Origin of the sequence: Algoriphagus confluentis, assembly GCF_036245625.1 — a bacterium.
GTDB classification, from domain to species: Bacteria; Bacteroidota; Bacteroidia; order Cytophagales; family Cyclobacteriaceae; genus Algoriphagus; species Algoriphagus confluentis.
In genome coordinates this window covers 22,130-39,679 of sequence record NZ_BTPD01000010.1, presented here as the reverse complement: position 1 = coordinate 39,679, position 17,550 = coordinate 22,130, and the positions used below count along the sequence as shown (strand labels likewise).

13 protein-coding genes are annotated in these 17,550 nt (G+C 43.5%); all 13 read left to right on the top strand.

The annotated features are described in order from the left end of the window. Positions 1 to 79: 79 nt before the first annotated feature. The 13 genes from AAA943_RS15530 (at position 80) to AAA943_RS15470 (ending at position 17,301) form a co-directional block, all read left to right on the top strand. Entirely contained in the window at positions 80 to 586 is a 507-nt protein-coding gene (locus AAA943_RS15530; RefSeq protein WP_338225184.1) for a heme-binding domain-containing protein, read from the top strand. 152 nt (positions 587 to 738) lie between these two features. Continuing rightward, positions 739 to 1,743, top strand: coding sequence for a Gfo/Idh/MocA family protein (locus AAA943_RS15525; RefSeq protein ID WP_338225183.1), 1,005 nt, complete (start codon positions 739 to 741; stop codon positions 1,741 to 1,743). A 466-nt stretch (positions 1,744 to 2,209) separates the two neighbouring features. Continuing rightward, positions 2,210 to 3,613: a DUF6600 domain-containing protein gene (locus tag AAA943_RS15520; RefSeq protein WP_338225182.1), complete on the top strand. Its 1,404-nt coding sequence runs from the start codon at positions 2,210 to 2,212 to the stop codon at positions 3,611 to 3,613. A 163-nt stretch (positions 3,614 to 3,776) separates the two neighbouring features. Further along, on the top strand, positions 3,777 to 4,670 hold the full coding sequence (locus tag AAA943_RS15515; RefSeq protein WP_338225181.1) for a hypothetical protein: 894 nt from the start codon (positions 3,777 to 3,779) through the stop codon (positions 4,668 to 4,670). A 212-nt stretch (positions 4,671 to 4,882) separates the two neighbouring features. Then, entirely contained in the window at positions 4,883 to 8,020 is a 3,138-nt protein-coding gene (locus tag AAA943_RS15510; protein ID WP_338225180.1) for a WD40/YVTN/BNR-like repeat-containing protein, read from the top strand. Between the two features lie 76 nt (positions 8,021 to 8,096). Beyond that, on the top strand, positions 8,097 to 8,882 hold the full coding sequence (locus AAA943_RS15505) for a hypothetical protein (protein WP_338225179.1): 786 nt from the start codon (positions 8,097 to 8,099) through the stop codon (positions 8,880 to 8,882). A 47-nt stretch (positions 8,883 to 8,929) separates the two neighbouring features. Further along, on the top strand, positions 8,930 to 9,454 hold the full coding sequence (locus AAA943_RS15500; RefSeq protein WP_338225177.1) for a hypothetical protein: 525 nt from the start codon (positions 8,930 to 8,932) through the stop codon (positions 9,452 to 9,454). Next, complete coding sequence (locus AAA943_RS15495) at positions 9,451 to 10,284, top strand: agmatine deiminase family protein (protein WP_338225176.1); 834 nt, start codon at positions 9,451 to 9,453, stop codon at positions 10,282 to 10,284. Before AAA943_RS15500 ends, AAA943_RS15495 begins: the two co-directional genes overlap by 4 nt. A 244-nt stretch (positions 10,285 to 10,528) precedes the next feature. Then, positions 10,529 to 11,404: a formate/nitrite transporter family protein gene (locus tag AAA943_RS15490; RefSeq protein WP_338225175.1), complete on the top strand. Its 876-nt coding sequence runs from the start codon at positions 10,529 to 10,531 to the stop codon at positions 11,402 to 11,404. Positions 11,405 to 11,686: 282 nt separating this feature from the next. Next, the gene (locus tag AAA943_RS15485; RefSeq protein ID WP_338225174.1) at positions 11,687 to 13,513 is read left to right on the top strand and encodes an InlB B-repeat-containing protein; all 1,827 of its coding nucleotides are present in this window, start codon (positions 11,687 to 11,689) and stop codon (positions 13,511 to 13,513) included. Positions 13,514 to 13,624: 111 nt separating this feature from the next. After that, complete coding sequence (locus AAA943_RS15480) at positions 13,625 to 13,819, top strand: hypothetical protein (RefSeq protein ID WP_338225173.1); 195 nt, start codon at positions 13,625 to 13,627, stop codon at positions 13,817 to 13,819. A gap of 979 nt (positions 13,820 to 14,798) precedes the next feature. Next, positions 14,799 to 15,125, top strand: a complete 327-nt coding sequence (locus AAA943_RS15475; RefSeq protein WP_338225172.1) for a hypothetical protein — start codon at positions 14,799 to 14,801, stop codon at positions 15,123 to 15,125. Between the two features lie 526 nt (positions 15,126 to 15,651). Then, a complete protein-coding gene (locus AAA943_RS15470) occupies positions 15,652 to 17,301 on the top strand; it encodes an LVIVD repeat-containing protein (protein WP_338225170.1) in 1,650 nt (549 codons plus the stop codon). Positions 17,302 to 17,550 lie beyond the last annotated feature (249 nt).

Sequence of the window (17,550 nt, the reverse complement as noted above, 5' to 3'; positions counted from 1 at the left end):
AATTGGGATAAGAAATGGTCTTTCTATAATAAACCCCAGAGAAAAACCAGAGTCTAATCGCAAACTAACCCTCCCAGCCATGTTCAAAAAAATCACGATCGGATTTCTTGCACTCCTTGTCTTGATTCAGTTTATCCCAGCTGAAAAAAACGAAAGCAATGACACCGAATTCGACATCAGCAAAAGCTACAATATCCCGGAAAATGTCGCTACTATTCTAAAGGGTGCCTGCAATGACTGCCATACTAATCTGACACGATACCCTTGGTACTCCCACATTCAGCCAGTCAAATACATGCTGGCAGACCATGTGAATGACGGAAAGAGGCATCTGAACTTTTCCTCGTTTACCAACCTACCTATAGCGGTACAAAACCACAAATTTGAAGAAGTAATAGAAATGGTAGAGGAAAAAGAGATGCCACTGGAGTCCTACACCTATTTGGGCCTGCATCCGGAAGCCAATCTGAGCGAGCAAGAACGACAGGTCCTGATCGATTGGGTAAAGGAACAAATGGCCTATCTCGCTGCCACTTACCCCGCAGACAGTCTGGTGATGAAACGCAGAACTCCTCCTTCACAGTAATTTAGGAGAAAGCCATACCGTAAATACTCCCAAAAAGTAAATCACTTTGAGGGAGTATTTTATTTAGGTTAGCACAGAATGGATTCATGCCATTTATTATTAAATCCGATTTTTCCCCTTTCAAAAGCTTTCATCTTTTGCTACTTTCCAAAATGAATAAATTTTTAGATCCAGAAGTCCGTTGGGGAATCATCGGTGTAGGCAACGTTTGTGAAGTGAAGTCTGCCCCGGCGATGAATTTGATCCCCAATAGCAGATTGGTCGCAGTCATGAGACGGGATGAAGCCCAAGTGAAAGACTATGCCTCTCGACACCAAGTCCCCAAATGGTACACAGACGCCCAAGCCTTGGTTTCTGACCCAGAGGTGAATGCCATATACATTGCCACTCCTCCCAACGTGCATTTGGATATGACCCGAATCGCTGCAGCTGCTGGGAAGCCGGTTTATGTGGAGAAACCCATGGCGAGAACCTATTCAGAGTGCAAAGAGATGATCAGGATATGTGAAGATGCAGGTGTCCCGCTCTTTGTCGCCTACTACAGAAGAGCACTTCCCCATTTTGTCAAAATCAAAGAATTGATTCAAAGCGGCGCCATTGGAGACATCCGCTCGGTTCACATCAACATGAAACAAGTGCTCCGCCCGGAAATTATTACCCATCTGGAAAACAACTGGAGAGTGGACCCCGAAATTGCCGGAGGAGGCTATTTCTTTGATTTGGCTTCCCATCAGCTGGACCTGATGGATTTCTTTTTTGGAAAAATCACCCATGCCTCCGGTTACTCCGCCAATCAGGGAAAAATCTATCCTGCTGAGGATATTGTGGCGGGAAGTTTTGTCTTCGAATCAGGGGTGTTGGGTACAGGTAACTGGTGCTTTACTGCCTCCAAGGAAGCGGAAATAGACGAAACGATCATCTACGGGAGTGAGGGAATGATTCGCTTCGAGACCTTTGGGAAAGGAGAATTTGAGCTTTGGCAAAATGGCCTAGATCCCAAACTGCATCAGTTTGAGCTACCCAAGCATATCCAACTCCCCTTGATCAAATCCATTGTAGGAGAATTGCTCGGAAGAGATTTTTCTCCATCAACCGGGATTTCAGGGGCACGCACCAATTGGGTAATGGACCAGCTGGTTCAACCCAGGGTTTTTTAAAACATTCCATCCACTATTTTTCTAAACACCTATCCATCGCAAAAAGGCTTGGAAGCATACTTCTAGAAACTTCAAGCACTCCATTTGATTTTTTTTTAAAAAAAATGAAAAAAAATTATGGCAGGAAAAATGGTTGCTTAAGCCTTATTTCCGTTTAGTTTTTTGAAAAACAGGGAAAGCCTTTATTGATTTTTTTTCAAGGCTTAAAATTAGTTAATTAAATTTTTTTTATAAGTATCGTATTTTATTGTTTATTTTTTATTTAATAAGAATAAATCACTCCAACCTTTATTTATTTTTTTACGATACATATCATAAATCAAACCCATATTTTAAAGAAGATTGTAAAAATGGCCTGATTTATGAAATAGATCATGCAACGCAATCAAAACAAACTGCATCTACCTAAATAGAAAACGAGCCCCAACCGAGTAAACCGAAGTATTCACCTTTAACCACTACTACCATGTTATCTAACCTAATATTCGAAAGACTGAGGATACCGGCCCTGAGCCTATTCCTTTTCGCCGGCTTGCTTTTCTCTTCATCAAAAGTGAAAGCAGATCATTTTGGAGTAAGCTTCCAGGTCTTCTACGATGCATTGACTCCCTATGGGGACTGGGTGAAAGATGCCCGATACGGATACATTTGGCTGCCTGCAGTATATGATGACTTTCATCCCTATGGTACCAACGGTCACTGGGTCATGACTGAATTTGGCAACACCTGGGTGTCTGACTACGACTGGGGATGGGCTCCTTTCCACTATGGAAGATGGTATTTTGACGATTACTACCGGTCTTGGGCTTGGATTCCCGGCTACGAGTGGGCTCCTGCTTGGGTCAGCTGGAGATCAGGCGGGGGATATTATGGCTGGGCACCGCTTGGACCAGGAGTATCCATCAATGTGAGAATCAACATCCCTACCAGACATTGGGTATTCATCCCTTCCGCACGGATTTACCATAGAAATGTCTATGGCTACTACGCTCCTTTTGCTCAGCATAGAACTAAGGTAAAAATCATCAACCGAACCACCGTCATCAACAATACGGTAGTTTACAACAACTACAACGTCTATGCAGGCCCTTCCCGAAGAGAGGTAGAGCGCATCACAAGGCAGACGGTCCCTGTCTATCAAGTAAGGTCTTCCGAAAACCCAGGCCGAGCTTCCTTGGCGAGAAACGAGGTGAGAATTTACCGACCGGATATCGACTCATCCCGTGGCAGAAGTGTGGAAGCGAGACCTTCTCGGGTGATTGACTCCAATCAAGCCCGATCCTCCCGATCCGGAAGCGAAGTTAATCCCTCCGCCAATCAGCCAAGCCGGGTAGACAATTCCAGAAGTGCCAGTTCTGGAAGAAGTTCCAGCCCTTCGGCGAGACCAAGCGAAGGAAGGGTTGAGGTGAAGCCAGCTCCCAGCGAGACCAGATCCCGAGAAACGGTCAGCTCACCTTCCCGTTCCGCTCAGCCCAACCGAACTGAATCTGTAAGGACCCAACCTGCTCCCTCAAGAGAAAGTCAGGTAAGAACTCAGCCTTCTCCTTCCAGAGAAAGTCAGGTAAGGACACAGCCAAGCAGACCTGCTCAGGTAAGGACTCAACCTCAGCCTTCCCAGAGAGAAAGTGTACAGCAGAGGGGAGCTTCTCCAAGTAGATCTCCGGAGGTGAGATCTTCTCGGCAGCCCAATCAGAGCCAAGTAAGGACAACTCCTTCCCGAAGCTCCGATTCCAGAGTGGCTCAGCCTAGCCGAATCCAGAGCAAGCCAGAAGTAAGAGCTACTCCCCCTGCAAGAAAAGCACCTGAAGTGAGCAGTAGGAGTCAAAGCTCAGGAAGCAGCAGAGGAAATAGCCGAGAAAGAAATAATTAAGCCCTTTTGATTACTAAACCAACTCAGCCTCGTCGGTAGTCCGACGAGGCTATTTTTATTCAAATAAAAGAAGATAAATGAACCTCCTTATCAGCTTACTGACTAAATCGGTATATTGAGCTAAAGTGGTGGTTTACCACAAAATTCAATGACCAAAGAACTTATGAAACGAATTCCCCTACTTTTCTACTTGCTCGCATTTGCTTTTGCACCCGGGATAGTACTGGCGCAAAATCTTAAAAACAGGGTTGTCCCGGGTAAAATGTACAATGCAGGAGAAGAAGTCTTTTCTCCTCGCTATGGATTTTCATCCACTATACCGCAGGGTTGGGTCGGGGTGCTACCCAGAGAGACTGAAGTTTTTTTGCTCAACTCTACTACAGGTGTATTTGGGGAAATCTTTGTTTTTGGAAGAGAAAAGATCGATTTAATCGAACTTTCAAGAGTTTGGCAAGAAGGCGTCAATATATCGGAAACCATTAGTCTGAAAGCTTCTGAACCCAAGATTGAAGGGGATCTTCTCTTTTCTCAGGTTGAGGCCGCAGGAAATTACGTAGCCCCAAAAAATTATCGGGCCTTTGCTGCCACCCGATGCGGTGAAGCATGCATCACTGTCTTGGCTATCTCTATGGAAGAAAATGCCGAAATGGTCTCCCAATCTGCCCTGGAATTACTCAAAACCGCAACTCTGACCACAGCAAGAGAAGTAGATGTTTATGAAGGTTTTGACTGGAAAGAGTTCCTGTCTGACAAGCTTTTGATCGCATATGAAGGCTTTGTTGGAGGAAAACAACAAACCAAAGTCAATCTGTGCTCAGACGGAGGATTCAATGCCAATATTTCCAAAAAAGGAATCATGAAGGACAGCAATCCAGAGTACAAAGGCACTATGAAAGGGCAATGGACGGTAGAAAGCGAAGGTTCAAAAGCCACTTTGACCCTGACTTTTGAGAAAAAAGGACTAGCCCCCGTTACTGTAAATCTGGAGTTTATCAATGAAGAACTCTATGCCAATGGAGAGCGGCACTATGCGAGCAAATCGGAAAAGTGCTTTTAACCTGAATTATGTATAATTATTCGTAGAGAGAGCTTAAAATTGAGTTTGCCGTAGACATTTAAATCTTTATTTCAAGTTTAATACAAGCAAGCAGTCCTTATTTCAACTTTTCAAGCCTCGAGCCCACATCTAGGGGCTTTTTCTTTCCTTCACCTCTTCCCCAATTTTTTCAGGATTTGTCTATCTTAGGTTCCAATCCAACCCACCCTTTTATGAAAAAAATTCTGTTTGGCCTACTTCTCGGCCTCAGCGTTTCCGCCTTCTCCCAAACCTTCGACAAATCCTTACCCATCAAATACCGAAATATCGGCCCCTACCGGGGAGGCCGCTCCGTCACTGCTACCGGAGTGGTCAACGATCCGCTGACCTACTACTTTGGCACCACCGGGGGAGGACTCTGGAAAACCTCAGATGCCGGTCAACATTGGGAGAATATTTCTGACGGATTTTTTACCACAGGTTCAGTTGGAGCAGTGGCTGTCGCCGAGAGCAATCCCAACGTCCTCTATGTTGGCATGGGTGAGCACGCACCACGAGGGGTGATGACTTCCTACGGAGACGGCGTTTTCAAATCCACCGATGCCGGAAAAACATGGAAAAAACTTGGTTTGGAAAAGACGCAGCACATTTCCCGAATTCAGATTCACCCGACTAATCCTGACATTGTCTATGTCGCTGCCCAAGGAGCTTTGTATGCACCCAATGAAGACCGCGGAGTGTACAAATCCACCGATGGAGGAGCGACTTGGGAAAAAGTCCTTTTCGTGGACAATATGACCGGAGCGGTGGAGCTGAGTATGGATATGAACTTCCCGGAAATCCTCTATGCGGCCATGTGGGAGCATCAGCGATTCCCTTGGCAGGTGAAATCAGGCGGTCCGGGTTCGGGCATGTACAAATCCACGGATTCAGGAAAAACTTGGAAAAAAATCGAAACTGGATTGCCTAAGGAAAAAGGAAAAATGGCCGTCTCCGTCTCCCGAGCCAATTCCAATCGAGTTTACACACTGATCGAAAGCGACACCTACAAGGACTTGGGCGGTTTGTTTGTCTCCAATGATGCCGGAGAAAGCTGGTCCTTGGTCAATAAAGACAACCGACTCACGCAGCGTGCATGGTATTACATCGAGGTCTTTGCCGACCCCAATGATGAAAACACGGTTTGGGTGCAAAGTGCACCGATGCTGAAGTCCTTTGACGGAGGAAAAAGCTTTGAGGCTATCGACGGAGCCCATGGAGACTATCACGATCTCTGGATCAACCCGAAAAACTCCAAAAACATGATCTTGGCAGACGATGGAGGGGGTTCGATTACCTTCAACGGTGGCGAAACCTGGTCCACTCAGAATAATATGCCGACCGCTCAGTTTTATCGGATCAATACCGATAATCAGTTTCCTTATCGAATCTACGCGGGACAGCAGGACAATACCTCTTTGGTGATTTCCAGCATTGCGCTGGGTAGAGGTGGAATTGGAGAGGAACACTGGAACTACTCCGCAGGTGGGGAAAGTGCCTTTTTGGCCTTTGACCCGGATGATCCTCGGTATGTCCTGGGAGGAAGCTATCAGGGAACCATTGAGGTCTTGGATATGCAGACTCAGGGTTCGACCAACATCATGGCTGCCCCCATCCAATACCTTGGAATGGATGCGAAAGACATGAAATATCGCTTCAACTGGAATGCACCGATCATTTGGTCCCAGCACGAGCCAAATACCTTTTACCATGGGGCTCAGGTGCTGTTGAAAACTCAGGATTGGGGACAAACCTGGACGGAAGTCTCTCCGGATTTGACCCGAAACGAAAAGGAAAAGCAAGGCACTCCCGGCGTTCCTTACACCAATGAGGCAGTGGGCGCAGAAAACTACGGTACTTTGGCCTATGTAATCGAAAGTCCCCACGAGGCGGGAGTCATCTGGACAGGAAGCGACGACGGATTGGTGCATTTGACCCGTGATAATGGAAAAACCTGGACCAATGTGACCCCGAAAGGTCTGCAGGAATGTTTGGTTAATGCCATTGACGTATCTCCTCATGATCCCGCCACAGCCTACATCGCCACGACCCGATACAAATTCAACGACTATACGCCTGCACTCTACAAAACCACGGACTACGGAAAGACTTGGACCAATATCTCCAAGGGAATTCCTTACGGAGCCTTTACCCGAGTGGTGAGAGAAGACACGGAGAAAAAAGGACTGCTATATACCGGCACCGAGCAGGGCATGTACATTTCCTACGATGCGGGTGCGAATTGGAAATCTTTCCAACTTAACCTTCCTGTCACTCCAATCACGGACTTGAAAGTGGCTCACAATGATCTCATTGTCGCGACTTCGGGAAGATCTTTCTGGATCTTGGATGAGCTGAATGTCGTGCGTGAGGTAAAAGAAAAAGTAGACCAAGTCACGTTCTACACCCCAGAGGATGCGCTTTTGGGCAACTGGTACTCCAGCATGAATGGAGGAAATCTGGATGACTTTACCGGCACTCATCCGCTTCAGGGATTGAATCCGGCCAATGGAATGGTGATCCATTATTCTCTTCCAGAGTCTGTAAATGACTCTACGGAAGTGATTTTGGAAGTCTTGGATTCACAGGGAAATCTGGTCAGAAAGCTGAGTTCCAAAAGAAACCCCGAAGCCAAATCCTGGGCAGGCGGTCCGCCAATGGAGCCTACCCTTTCGAAAAGAAAAGGATTGAATCGATTTGTGTATGACCTTCGCTACCCCACCCTGCCGGGCATTCCGGGTGCCTATATCGAGTCCAGCTATCGAGGCCACAAAGCCATCCCCGGAACCTACACCCTACGCTTGACTGCGGATGGAAAAACGTCCGAAGCCCAAGCCGAAATCAAGGATATCCCGGCTTACAACCTTACTAAGGCGGACTACCAAGCTTATCACGCTTGGATGAGCCAACTCGAGGCAGAGGTAACCTCCATGCACACGATGATCAATACGGCCAAGGACTACCAGGACCAACTCGCCGACTTGCTGAAAAAACTGGAAGGAAAAAGCGAGTACGCTGACCTGAAATCAGAAGGGGAAACTCTCCTGAAGGCACTCCAAGCTTGGGACGAGAATATGATCCAACGAAGATCAACCGCCTACGACGATGTGGAAAACTTCCCGAATAAGTTCACGGCCAACTTTATGTTTATGATGAACCATGGAGAAAGCAGCATTCCCAAGGTCAATGCCGGCACCAAAGCGGAATACGCCCGACTGATGGAAGAGTGGAAACCGCTAAAAGCCGAAGGCGATCGTCTGATCCAAACCGCCGTTCCGGCATTTAATAAGCTGGCGAGTGAGAAGGGTGTGGGGGTGTTATTTGTGAAGTGAAAATATAAATTAATTAATTGGGTGGAGAAAATACTCCACCCATATGAAGAGTTAAATTCAAATTTTCGAATTACTGATGAGAAAATTAATTTTGAATACGTTTTTTATCACAGCTTTAATTTTAGGAGCGATTGGAATCTTTTTTTTCTACCTGAGTCTTTATGATCAAGAGAATTTAAAATTCTATTCAGACCAAATAGGAGATCTTAATTGGGATTCTGAGGTATTTCAATTCTCAGCCTTATGGGTTTCATTTTCAGGATCAATATTCCTAGTTGTAACAATAATTATCCAGCAACTCCAAATAAGCAAACAGACAGAACAATTTAATATTACAAGAAATGAAGTAGCATTTGCTGAATTATTTCAAATGGTAAAAGAAGAGAAGAATAAAATTCAATATGGAAAAGAAAAAGGAGAGCAAGGACTAAATGAATTCTGGATCAATGTTTTAAAAGCTGTGAACAATAGCTATTCGATATCAAATGAATCATCTCATCATCGTAGTAAACATTCAGAGTTTTTTAAGATCGCAATTGAAGGAAGTGTTTTTTTTAAATCTGGACAATACCAAAGATATATGAGGCTCCTAGTTTCAATAATTAATTTCATAGACCAAACTAAACTTAAATCTCGATTTACCTTTGTTGAAGCATTTGTATCTAGTGAGGAGGCTTCATTAATTTTATATTCTTTGGCTTATTATTTCAATGAAAAAGATCAAAGATGGGTATTTAAAAATGGATTATTCTCAACCCTTATTAATGATGACTTACTTGTTTCACCAGGTGATTATTACAAGTTTTTCCCAATTAGAACATGGCCGTTTCATTTTATAGGATTTAATATAAAACGGTTTTAATTGTCATTGATTAGGTTAAAAAGCCACTTATTAAACCCTAGCGCATAATGGACTTTTTAAAAATCACTCCTGAAAAAGAAAACGAAGACGGTTTCAAAGAAATCGCAAGAATTCTTTTTGATCAGTATGCAATTCAGAGAAATGATCAACTTTACCGCTTGATTGAAATTGAGTTTTATTGGAATTCTCCAAAACATGTAGACGATACTACCTATAGAAGAAAGCATATTGATCCAAAATCAGGAGAATGGTTCTTTCATTACTCAGGTGTTGACATTGCCCTTAGAAATGAAATGACGGGCGGATTTGGAGGTATTTTAATTAGAGGACTATACAATTTGAATGAAAATACCGATCAAAAAGAAAGGATTATTAAAGGTCCAATGGTTTGTGCAATGAAACTTTTTAGTGGGTTTGATGCATTCAATGAATCCATAAAAACGAAAATCATCAAACACCAAAACCCTTCCAAAAAAATTGATGTCCGAAGGAGAAAAAATATTGGGAAAAATGGAGAAATAAATAATGCCAAAAGCTTTAATTACGCCTTCTCGATCAATCCCAAAAAATGACCCCCGACTCCCAAACCAACTTCCTTTTCTTAGCTGATTCCCTTCCGAAGAAGTATCCAGAGTTTTATGCGCGATTGGAAAAGGAATTAAAGAAGCATAAAGTTGATTTTGGCTTTTTACCCGGCACCAAAGATGTCTGGGCGGTGGATTACATGCCGATTCAGGTTGGAAAGAAGTTTATCCAGTTCCGATACGACCCTAGCTATCTTCGATTCAAGAAATACGAAAAGACCAAGTCTGATGTAGATTCGATTTGTGAAGCTTTAGGAATTAAAACCCAGAAATCTGACATTGTTTTGGATGGAGGGAATCTAGTTCGCTCTGCCCATCAGGCCTTTGTGACCGATCGGATTTTTGAAGACAATCCCACTTGGGAGAGAAAAGCACTTTTGACTGAACTCAAAAACCTATTGGAATTAGATCGGCTGTTTCTTCTTCCTGTGCAGCCCGGGGATTTTACCGGACATGCAGATGGGATGGTTCGCTTCGTGGACGAGCATACCATCTTGGCCAATGATTATTCCAAAGAACCCAAAAAGTTCTACGAGGCATTCGAAATCGCCCTTCATAACACCGGATTGGAGGTAATCAAACTCCCCTACAATGTCTACGACAATACAAGTAATAGCCACGCAAATGGGGATTACATCAATTTCCTTCAGATGGAAAAGGTAATCTTCGGACCTATTTTCGGTTTCAAAGAGGATCAAGAAGTAATTCGGATTTTGGAGCAGGCTTTCCCTAAGGACTCCATAATTCCTATCGAATCCAATGAGCTTGCAAAAGATGGAGGCATTCTGAATTGCATCAGTTGGAATATTCTGAGATAACCATTCGTCTCCCCTTTTCTAAGAAAGAGCTGGAAATAAACCAAGGCATGGAAATGAAGGTAAATTCCCCTAATTTCACTTGCCTCCCTTTCAAATTCAGAAGTAAGGATTCAAGGAATTCCAAGCAGAGGTTTTCATTTAGACTGAAAAAATCAATCCGTCAGAAAAAAATATGCGGGGTTTCTTTCTGCAGTTTATTCAGCTTTCTGTTTATGCCTTATATTGATTACTTAACCCATTCTATATGATCTGGAAAAAGGAGAAAAGCCCTGAACAGCAAGAAAAAGAACGTCAACGGGAAATAGACAAGGAAATCCATAATTCTGCTCAGGAAAAAAAAGACGGCACCAAGACTCAAGGCGAGGTTTTGCGTGATCAGATTACCGACGCACTCAAAACCTACGATAAAAAAACCAGCAGCATCTTACTCAGTTCTCTGACTGCGGGAATGGAGATTGGATTTAGCTATTTACTGCTTGCCTCACTTTTTTATTTTCTTGAAGGAAAGATGGGAGAAGATTCCATTTTCAAAATGATTGCCTTGGTTTATCCCATGGGATTTATTCTGGTGGTACTAGGCCAGTCAATCTTATTCACCGAGCAGACCGCTTTGCTCACCCTTCCTGTTTTGAATAAGAAAAGAACTCCTCTCAGCATGCTCAAATTATGGGGACTGGTGATCAGCGGGAATTTAGCCGGGGGCTATTTTATCGGTTCTTTGCTGGTCTGGTTGGGACCAAGATTGGGGATCTTTGATTTGCATGTCATCGAAACCATCGCTCTTCATGTCCTCAAATCCGAAATCCAAGTAATTTTTGTGAGTGCAGCAATCGCTGGCTGGCTGATGGGCCTGCTTTCCTGGTTATTGGCCTCGGTGAGGGATACGATCAGTCAGATCGTGATTATCTTTCTGATTACCTCTGTTTTGTCCTTTGCCAGTTTGCATCACAGCATCATCGGGAATATTGAAGTGTTTACCGGAATGATCACTTCAGATAAGGTGCATTTCTTTGATTATTTATCCTTCCAAACTACTGCATTATTGGGAAACGCCTTCGGTGGAGCATTTTTCGTAGCCTTGCTCAAATACCGGGCATTTGTATTCAATATCGGTAAATAGAGTAAATTGGAATTACCTCTACCCCATTGTTTATACCTTAATTTTCAAGTCCGAAAATTCGTCTATCGAAAACAAGACTCAACTCTTTTTCTAATCTGAGTACACTGAAAAATTTAAATCCAAAATATTAACTAACAGTTAGATTTTGTAATAAAAACTCAGTTTCTTTGTCAACGATTTGAAAGCTCCTTTTACAGAGAAAATATTCATTTTTCATTTGTTGATTAAAGGCTTAAGAGTCACTATTTCAACTCTGAATTCAAGCCAACTCATTGATTCCTCATGCTTATTCCTAAAAAAACGTTCCAACTTATTTCATTTTCCATAAGTATTCTTCTCCTTTTCATATCCTGTGAATCAGAAGAACCTATTCCATCGTACTCCCTCAGCACCCTAGTTTCCCCACCCAACTCAGGTAAGATCGAAGCCCCAAGCTCAACTATTCGATCAGGTGAAACCGTGATCCTCACTGCAATTGCCGAACCTAATTGGGTTTTTACTCAATGGGAAGGCGATGCCTTGGGAAATGCCAACCCTCTGAGTGTGGCAATGAATTCGGATAAAACCATTACCGGGATTTTTGTAAAACGGGAATACCCCCTTACTCTGACGGTAGAAGGCGAAGGAACAGTTGAGGAAAAGTTGATCATCAATACTGCCGGAAGAGAATATCCACATGGATCTATTGTAGAATTAACCCCCAAACCCAAAGAAGGCTGGGCCTTTGCCGGATGGTCTGGAGATGCTTCGGGAACCTCATCACCACTTAGAGTCACCGTGGAAAAAAGCACGGCGATTACGGCTACTTTTGTATTAGCTTCTCCTTTAGCCCTGTTTGGAGGTTCTCAGGATGATGTTTTAAGTAAGGTTATCACCACAGCACAAGGGAAATACCTTTTGGTTGGAACCACAGCATCCAATGACGGAGTATTTGAAGGTCTACACAAAGGCGGTATGGACGCGTTCGTAATTCAACTCCATGCTGATTTAAGTTTGGATTGGGTGAGAGTTTTCGGGGGTAGTGGAGATGATACCGCAGCATCGGTTATTCAGAACATGGACGGGTCCTATTCTGTAACAGGCACATTTAACTCCATAAACGGAGATTTCTCAGGCTTACTTCGGGGAGAATCAGACGTTTTCCACATCAAGTTGGACCAAAATGGCAATACCTCATGGATCAGGACATTCGGAAATGCACGTACCCATGTGGTAGCCAAATCCCTGATTGAGGATCAGATTGGGATATCCGTGGTGCTGGCTACAGCCGATGGGGAATGTTGTAACGGATTCTCTGGAGGCAACTCCTACAGAGGAGGAAAAGACATGGTAATGATTTTCATCGACCAATCCGGTAACCTCTTACAGGTAGTAAACTATGGTACTTCTCAGGACGATGATGCGAGTGTACTCTACAGAAAAAAAGACGGTAACCTGATTATTTTGGGAACCAGGCAGCCCATAGGCACAGAGAATAAAGAAGATTTGGTCGTAATCAGTACAGACAGGTCGGGAAGTCAACTTTCTTCCGCCCTCTACAGGGGTTCAGGAAGTGAAGTGGGATTTGATGTGATAGAACCCAGGACATCAAGCGAATTGATAGTGGTCGGAACCACCACGTCCATGGATGGTGATTTTTCATATGATGGATACGGAAAGTCCAACATTTTCCTCCTGCGTCTGGCTTCTTTTGGTCTTGGAATTGGAGGGATAGCTGTTTTTGGAGGAAATGAACATGACTATGGAACTGCACTACTGAGATTCCCCAATTCGGATGACATTTACATTTTGGGAAGTTCAGATTCTCATGATTTGGATTCCAACGGAGGCTCTGTTGGCGGATCTGATTTGGTTTTGATTAAATCAGCCAATTCCTTCAACCAAAAGTGGATAAAGACCTACGGCGGTTCCGGTAATGAAGGATTTTTTGCCAACCCTTTTGGCAGTTCATTTCCTTCCAAAGCAATCGCCTCTATCACTACCACTCCGGCGGGAGGTTTACTATTGGCTGGAAGCACAGAGTCAAACGATCTCCTTTTTGATGGGTTAAACAGAGGAAAAAAAGATATTTTCATTATTCGAACTGACGCAGCGGGGGTTGTGAAATAAGCTCTCTGGGTTTGGTGAAAAAGGCCGGAATAACTGAGAATCGTTTTGGAATTGGACCGACTGTTTCTTCTTCCGGTTTAGCCCGGGGATTTTACCGGACATGCAGACGGGATGGTCCTCTTCTTGGACGAAAAAATGATCCCGGCCGATGACTATTCCAAAGAACCCAAAAAGTTCTACGAAGCCTTTGAGATCGCCCTTCACAATACCGGATTGGAGGTAATCAAGCTTCCCTACCATGTCTATGACAACACAGGTAATTACCTAGCAAATGGCGATGACAGCAATATCCTGCAGATGGAATAGGCGAAATTTATCCCGGTATTTAGATTGGGTGAAGTTGACGAAGTACTTCGAATATTGATCATGTGTTTTCCGATCAGTCCATAGTCTCTGCAGAATCCAGCGAATTGGCAGAAAATGGAGGTATTCTAAACTGCTTCAATCGGAATATTCGCCAAGACTCCTTGCAGGCCGTTTACTGACGGATAGCTGAAACCTACCTTTCTGAAAGCGTCTATATTCGGCAGATTCACCTGTCAACCTAATCCCATTCTCTCCCGTTTCGCAATTTGACTCTTCCCTTTTCTTCTTTATGATGAAAAAGCAAATACTAAACTCCTGAGGCCTTGGATTACTGATTTTCGCTCAAAGTTGCCTATCCAAGAATCCTGAAGGACTGGCGAAAAAAGATGCGTCCACTTTTTTTAGAAATCTGGATAACATAGAAAAACTGGAAAATCATCCCCTAGTCAAGGTAGCGGATGTACCTGATGATATAGCCCGAAAGAATAGGACTCAGGCTTTCGAAAGACTTCGGTCCTTTGTACAAGAAACCTGTCCAAATGTCAAAGAATTCACGCTACTGAAGACGTACCGAAAATTTGGCGACAATCAGGAGAAGAAGCTTTTTTTGGAATATGGATTCTGTAACGCAGGAATTTTGGTCATGGGTTATGCTGTAACGGACAATGGAGTTACTCTTTTCAGTGTTTGGCCCATAAAAAAAGAGGAGAGGCCTGAGGTTCATTTTTCAGAGGATCAAGATTGGTAGCATAACCACTTGGCAAACCTGCTATTTTGCTTTACAATTGAACAGAAATTAGGATTCTTCATAGCTCGACGGAGTTGAGATCAAAACAATCTCTATTCTTGACTTGCATTTTTTTGAGAGGAAGGGAAGAAAAATTTAAAAGGCATTGGTAATTTAAGAGTACGACTAAATGGGGATTCATAGTACATCCCTGAGGTTTTAGCATTTTAATGGACTTCTGATTCGAAACCTTTGAAACCTAAAACACATTTTATCCTGATCGGAATCACCACCTTCCTCGCAATGAGCCTAGTGGAATACCTGGGATGGAAAATTTATGGCAAAATTTCTCCCAATTCAGTAGAAATTGGCTTTTTTTCCTTTCAAGGACTAAGGGGGATTCTGGAAAATTGCCTGGGTGCTTTTCTTTTTGCCTTGATAAGTATAGGACTGGCACTTATCCTTCCTTCCTTTCGCAAAAACTGGAAATCGAATATCCATCGCCCGGCTTGGGTGGGAGTTATTCTATTTTGCCTAGCCTTGTTGGCTGCTACTAGTTGGGGAGTATTTTCCACCTAAACCAGAGGATTCTAAATAAATTTCTTTCATTTATTTCCGAATGGCTCATGATTTTTTCACATTCCCTTATCTGCAAACTCAAACAGTTTTGGGATTCTTCCTTCAAGAATCTGATTGCCCCCCTTTGGAGCTTATTCTGCTCCAATCCTGCGTTGGGCAAAGCTGATTTGCATACCACTAAGCTTGCCAAAGTTTGGCCTCCTCGGCATTCCCAATTCCTTCAGCTTCGAGAAATCCGACTTACCGGTAAAAGTTAAAACCTAAAAATCCCCCTGCGGCCAATCGATTGAGATTATCCGTCTTTTTACTAGCTACCCAAAAATCACCCAAGTGAACTCTGAAGCAGGTCAATTTTCATAAAAAAGGAGAGGCATAATTTTCATTTAAATCTTGAACACACCCTTTTAGATGAAAAAAATACATTTTTCAGAGTCTTAAATAACTTTTTCTGTATTTATAAAAATATAGTCATAATGAGTTGATTTACAGATCAATAAGATAGTTTTGTCCTTCAAATTAATCACCTATGAAAAGGCATTTACCATTTATTCTTCTCCTTTTTATCCTAGCCATAGGATCCTGTACCAATGATCAGGAAAGTCCCAGTTCACCCGATGAAATTCCTTATCGATTGGATTCAAATCAAGGGGTCCTTGGAGCTCGAGTGGATTTGAGTCAAGCAGGAACTATTTTCCCCCTTCTTCAAAGCAGTCTGTCTTCCTCCCGAATCCAAACGGTGGATTTCAAACTGGAATTACTCAGTGAAGTGAAACCACCCCAACTGAACGGTCAAAGCCTGCGGGCTGCCAACGTAAGGATTTCAGGGGACCTTTTGGTTATTTCTTACAACTTTGAAGGCAGCACCTATTTGGGAGGGATGGACATCGTCAATATCTCACAGCCTAATTCTCCAAGATTGATCACCCAAGTGCTGTTTGAAGACGGTTCTGTCAGTGATGCATATATTGAAGGGGGCCACCTGTATTTCGCTGGTGCCTTGGATATTGACCAAATAAGTGGATTAAATTCTCCTGCCATCGTAGGGAAAATCCGCCTGAATGAGGCCTCAGAAGCCACGGATGCGTATACTCAAGTCGATCTCCCCAGTTTTGTCGGAACTTACACCGAAAGGGGCTTTGGACGATATTTTGCCACCTCAGGAAATAGTGGTGGAGGATTGACGATCATGGACGAAAATTTCCAACGGACCGGATTTATCGATTTGCCCAATGCCCGATCTGTAGCTGTAGGGGATACCACTGCTGCCGTGCTTCAAGGCGAACCGGGAAGAATCGCAGTATTGGATGAAAATTTAGCCCTGATCAATCAGTTTTCCATAGCAGGAGCAAGCAATCCTGAGGCAAAAGGCCAGGTAAATTATTTCAATTCGTATTTGGCAGTGGCCGGAGGACTGGAAGGGGTTTTGATTTATAACCCAGTGGAGGGAAAATTAATCACCACTTTGAAAATGAGCCCTATTGAAGGCGTAGCTGACCCGGATATTGTTGCCAATGGTCTGGTATCAGAAGGCAATTCCCTCTTTATGGCCAATGGGGCGGCCGGACTGTATGTAGCGGATCTCATCGGCAACGAATTGGAAATTTTGGGGACTTTTAATGTAAATGCGTCTGCAAATGGAGTAGCAGTAAGGGAGGATTTGGTGGTGATAGCCAACGGGACAGCTGGTACACGAATCCTGAATCTGACCAAATCCAAACCCATACAGGAAGGAGAAATCTTCAATATCGACTTTTCTACCACTTCCCGGGATGAATTGGCTGTAAAGGGATGGGTGTTTCAATCCTTTACCCAAAGTGGAAGCGAACTTCGGGGAGGAAGGTATGGTGGACCTGACCGAACCAACTTGCTCAATCCAAGTGCATCCCAGAAAAACCAAATCAAAATTCCGGCAAGCCAATTGATTGCAGTCGACGAACTGAATGTATCCATCCGTCGTGATCAACCCTATGAAGTGTATGTTTGGTTTCAAAAAAAGGATGGGAGCATCGAGAATCTGGGCTTAACCAGACTGGCAGACAACAACTCGGTTCAGAATCTGAGCTTTGATCTGAAAGGTACCGAAAACTTGGACTACGTCATCTTAGGTGCCGCACCCGCTGCAGGAGGATACGGAAGAGTCTTTGTTTCCAAGGTCAGCATGAGTGGCAAATTTTGATTAACCCAACTAGAAAATAGTTTATCCAGCCCTATTGAAAGAAGTAAATCTCACTAGGATAGGGCGGGATTATTTCCTAGTTGTCTTAAATCCAATCCTTTTCAGATTTAACCCATTTATATTTCCGGAAACTCAATATTGATTTTGTTTTACCATTTCTATCGTATCCCCTTGGAATTGGGGTTATGGTATTGAGGAAAACATTTTGCATTTTAAGGGAGATAGTTAAAATTCAATCCTTACTCAGCT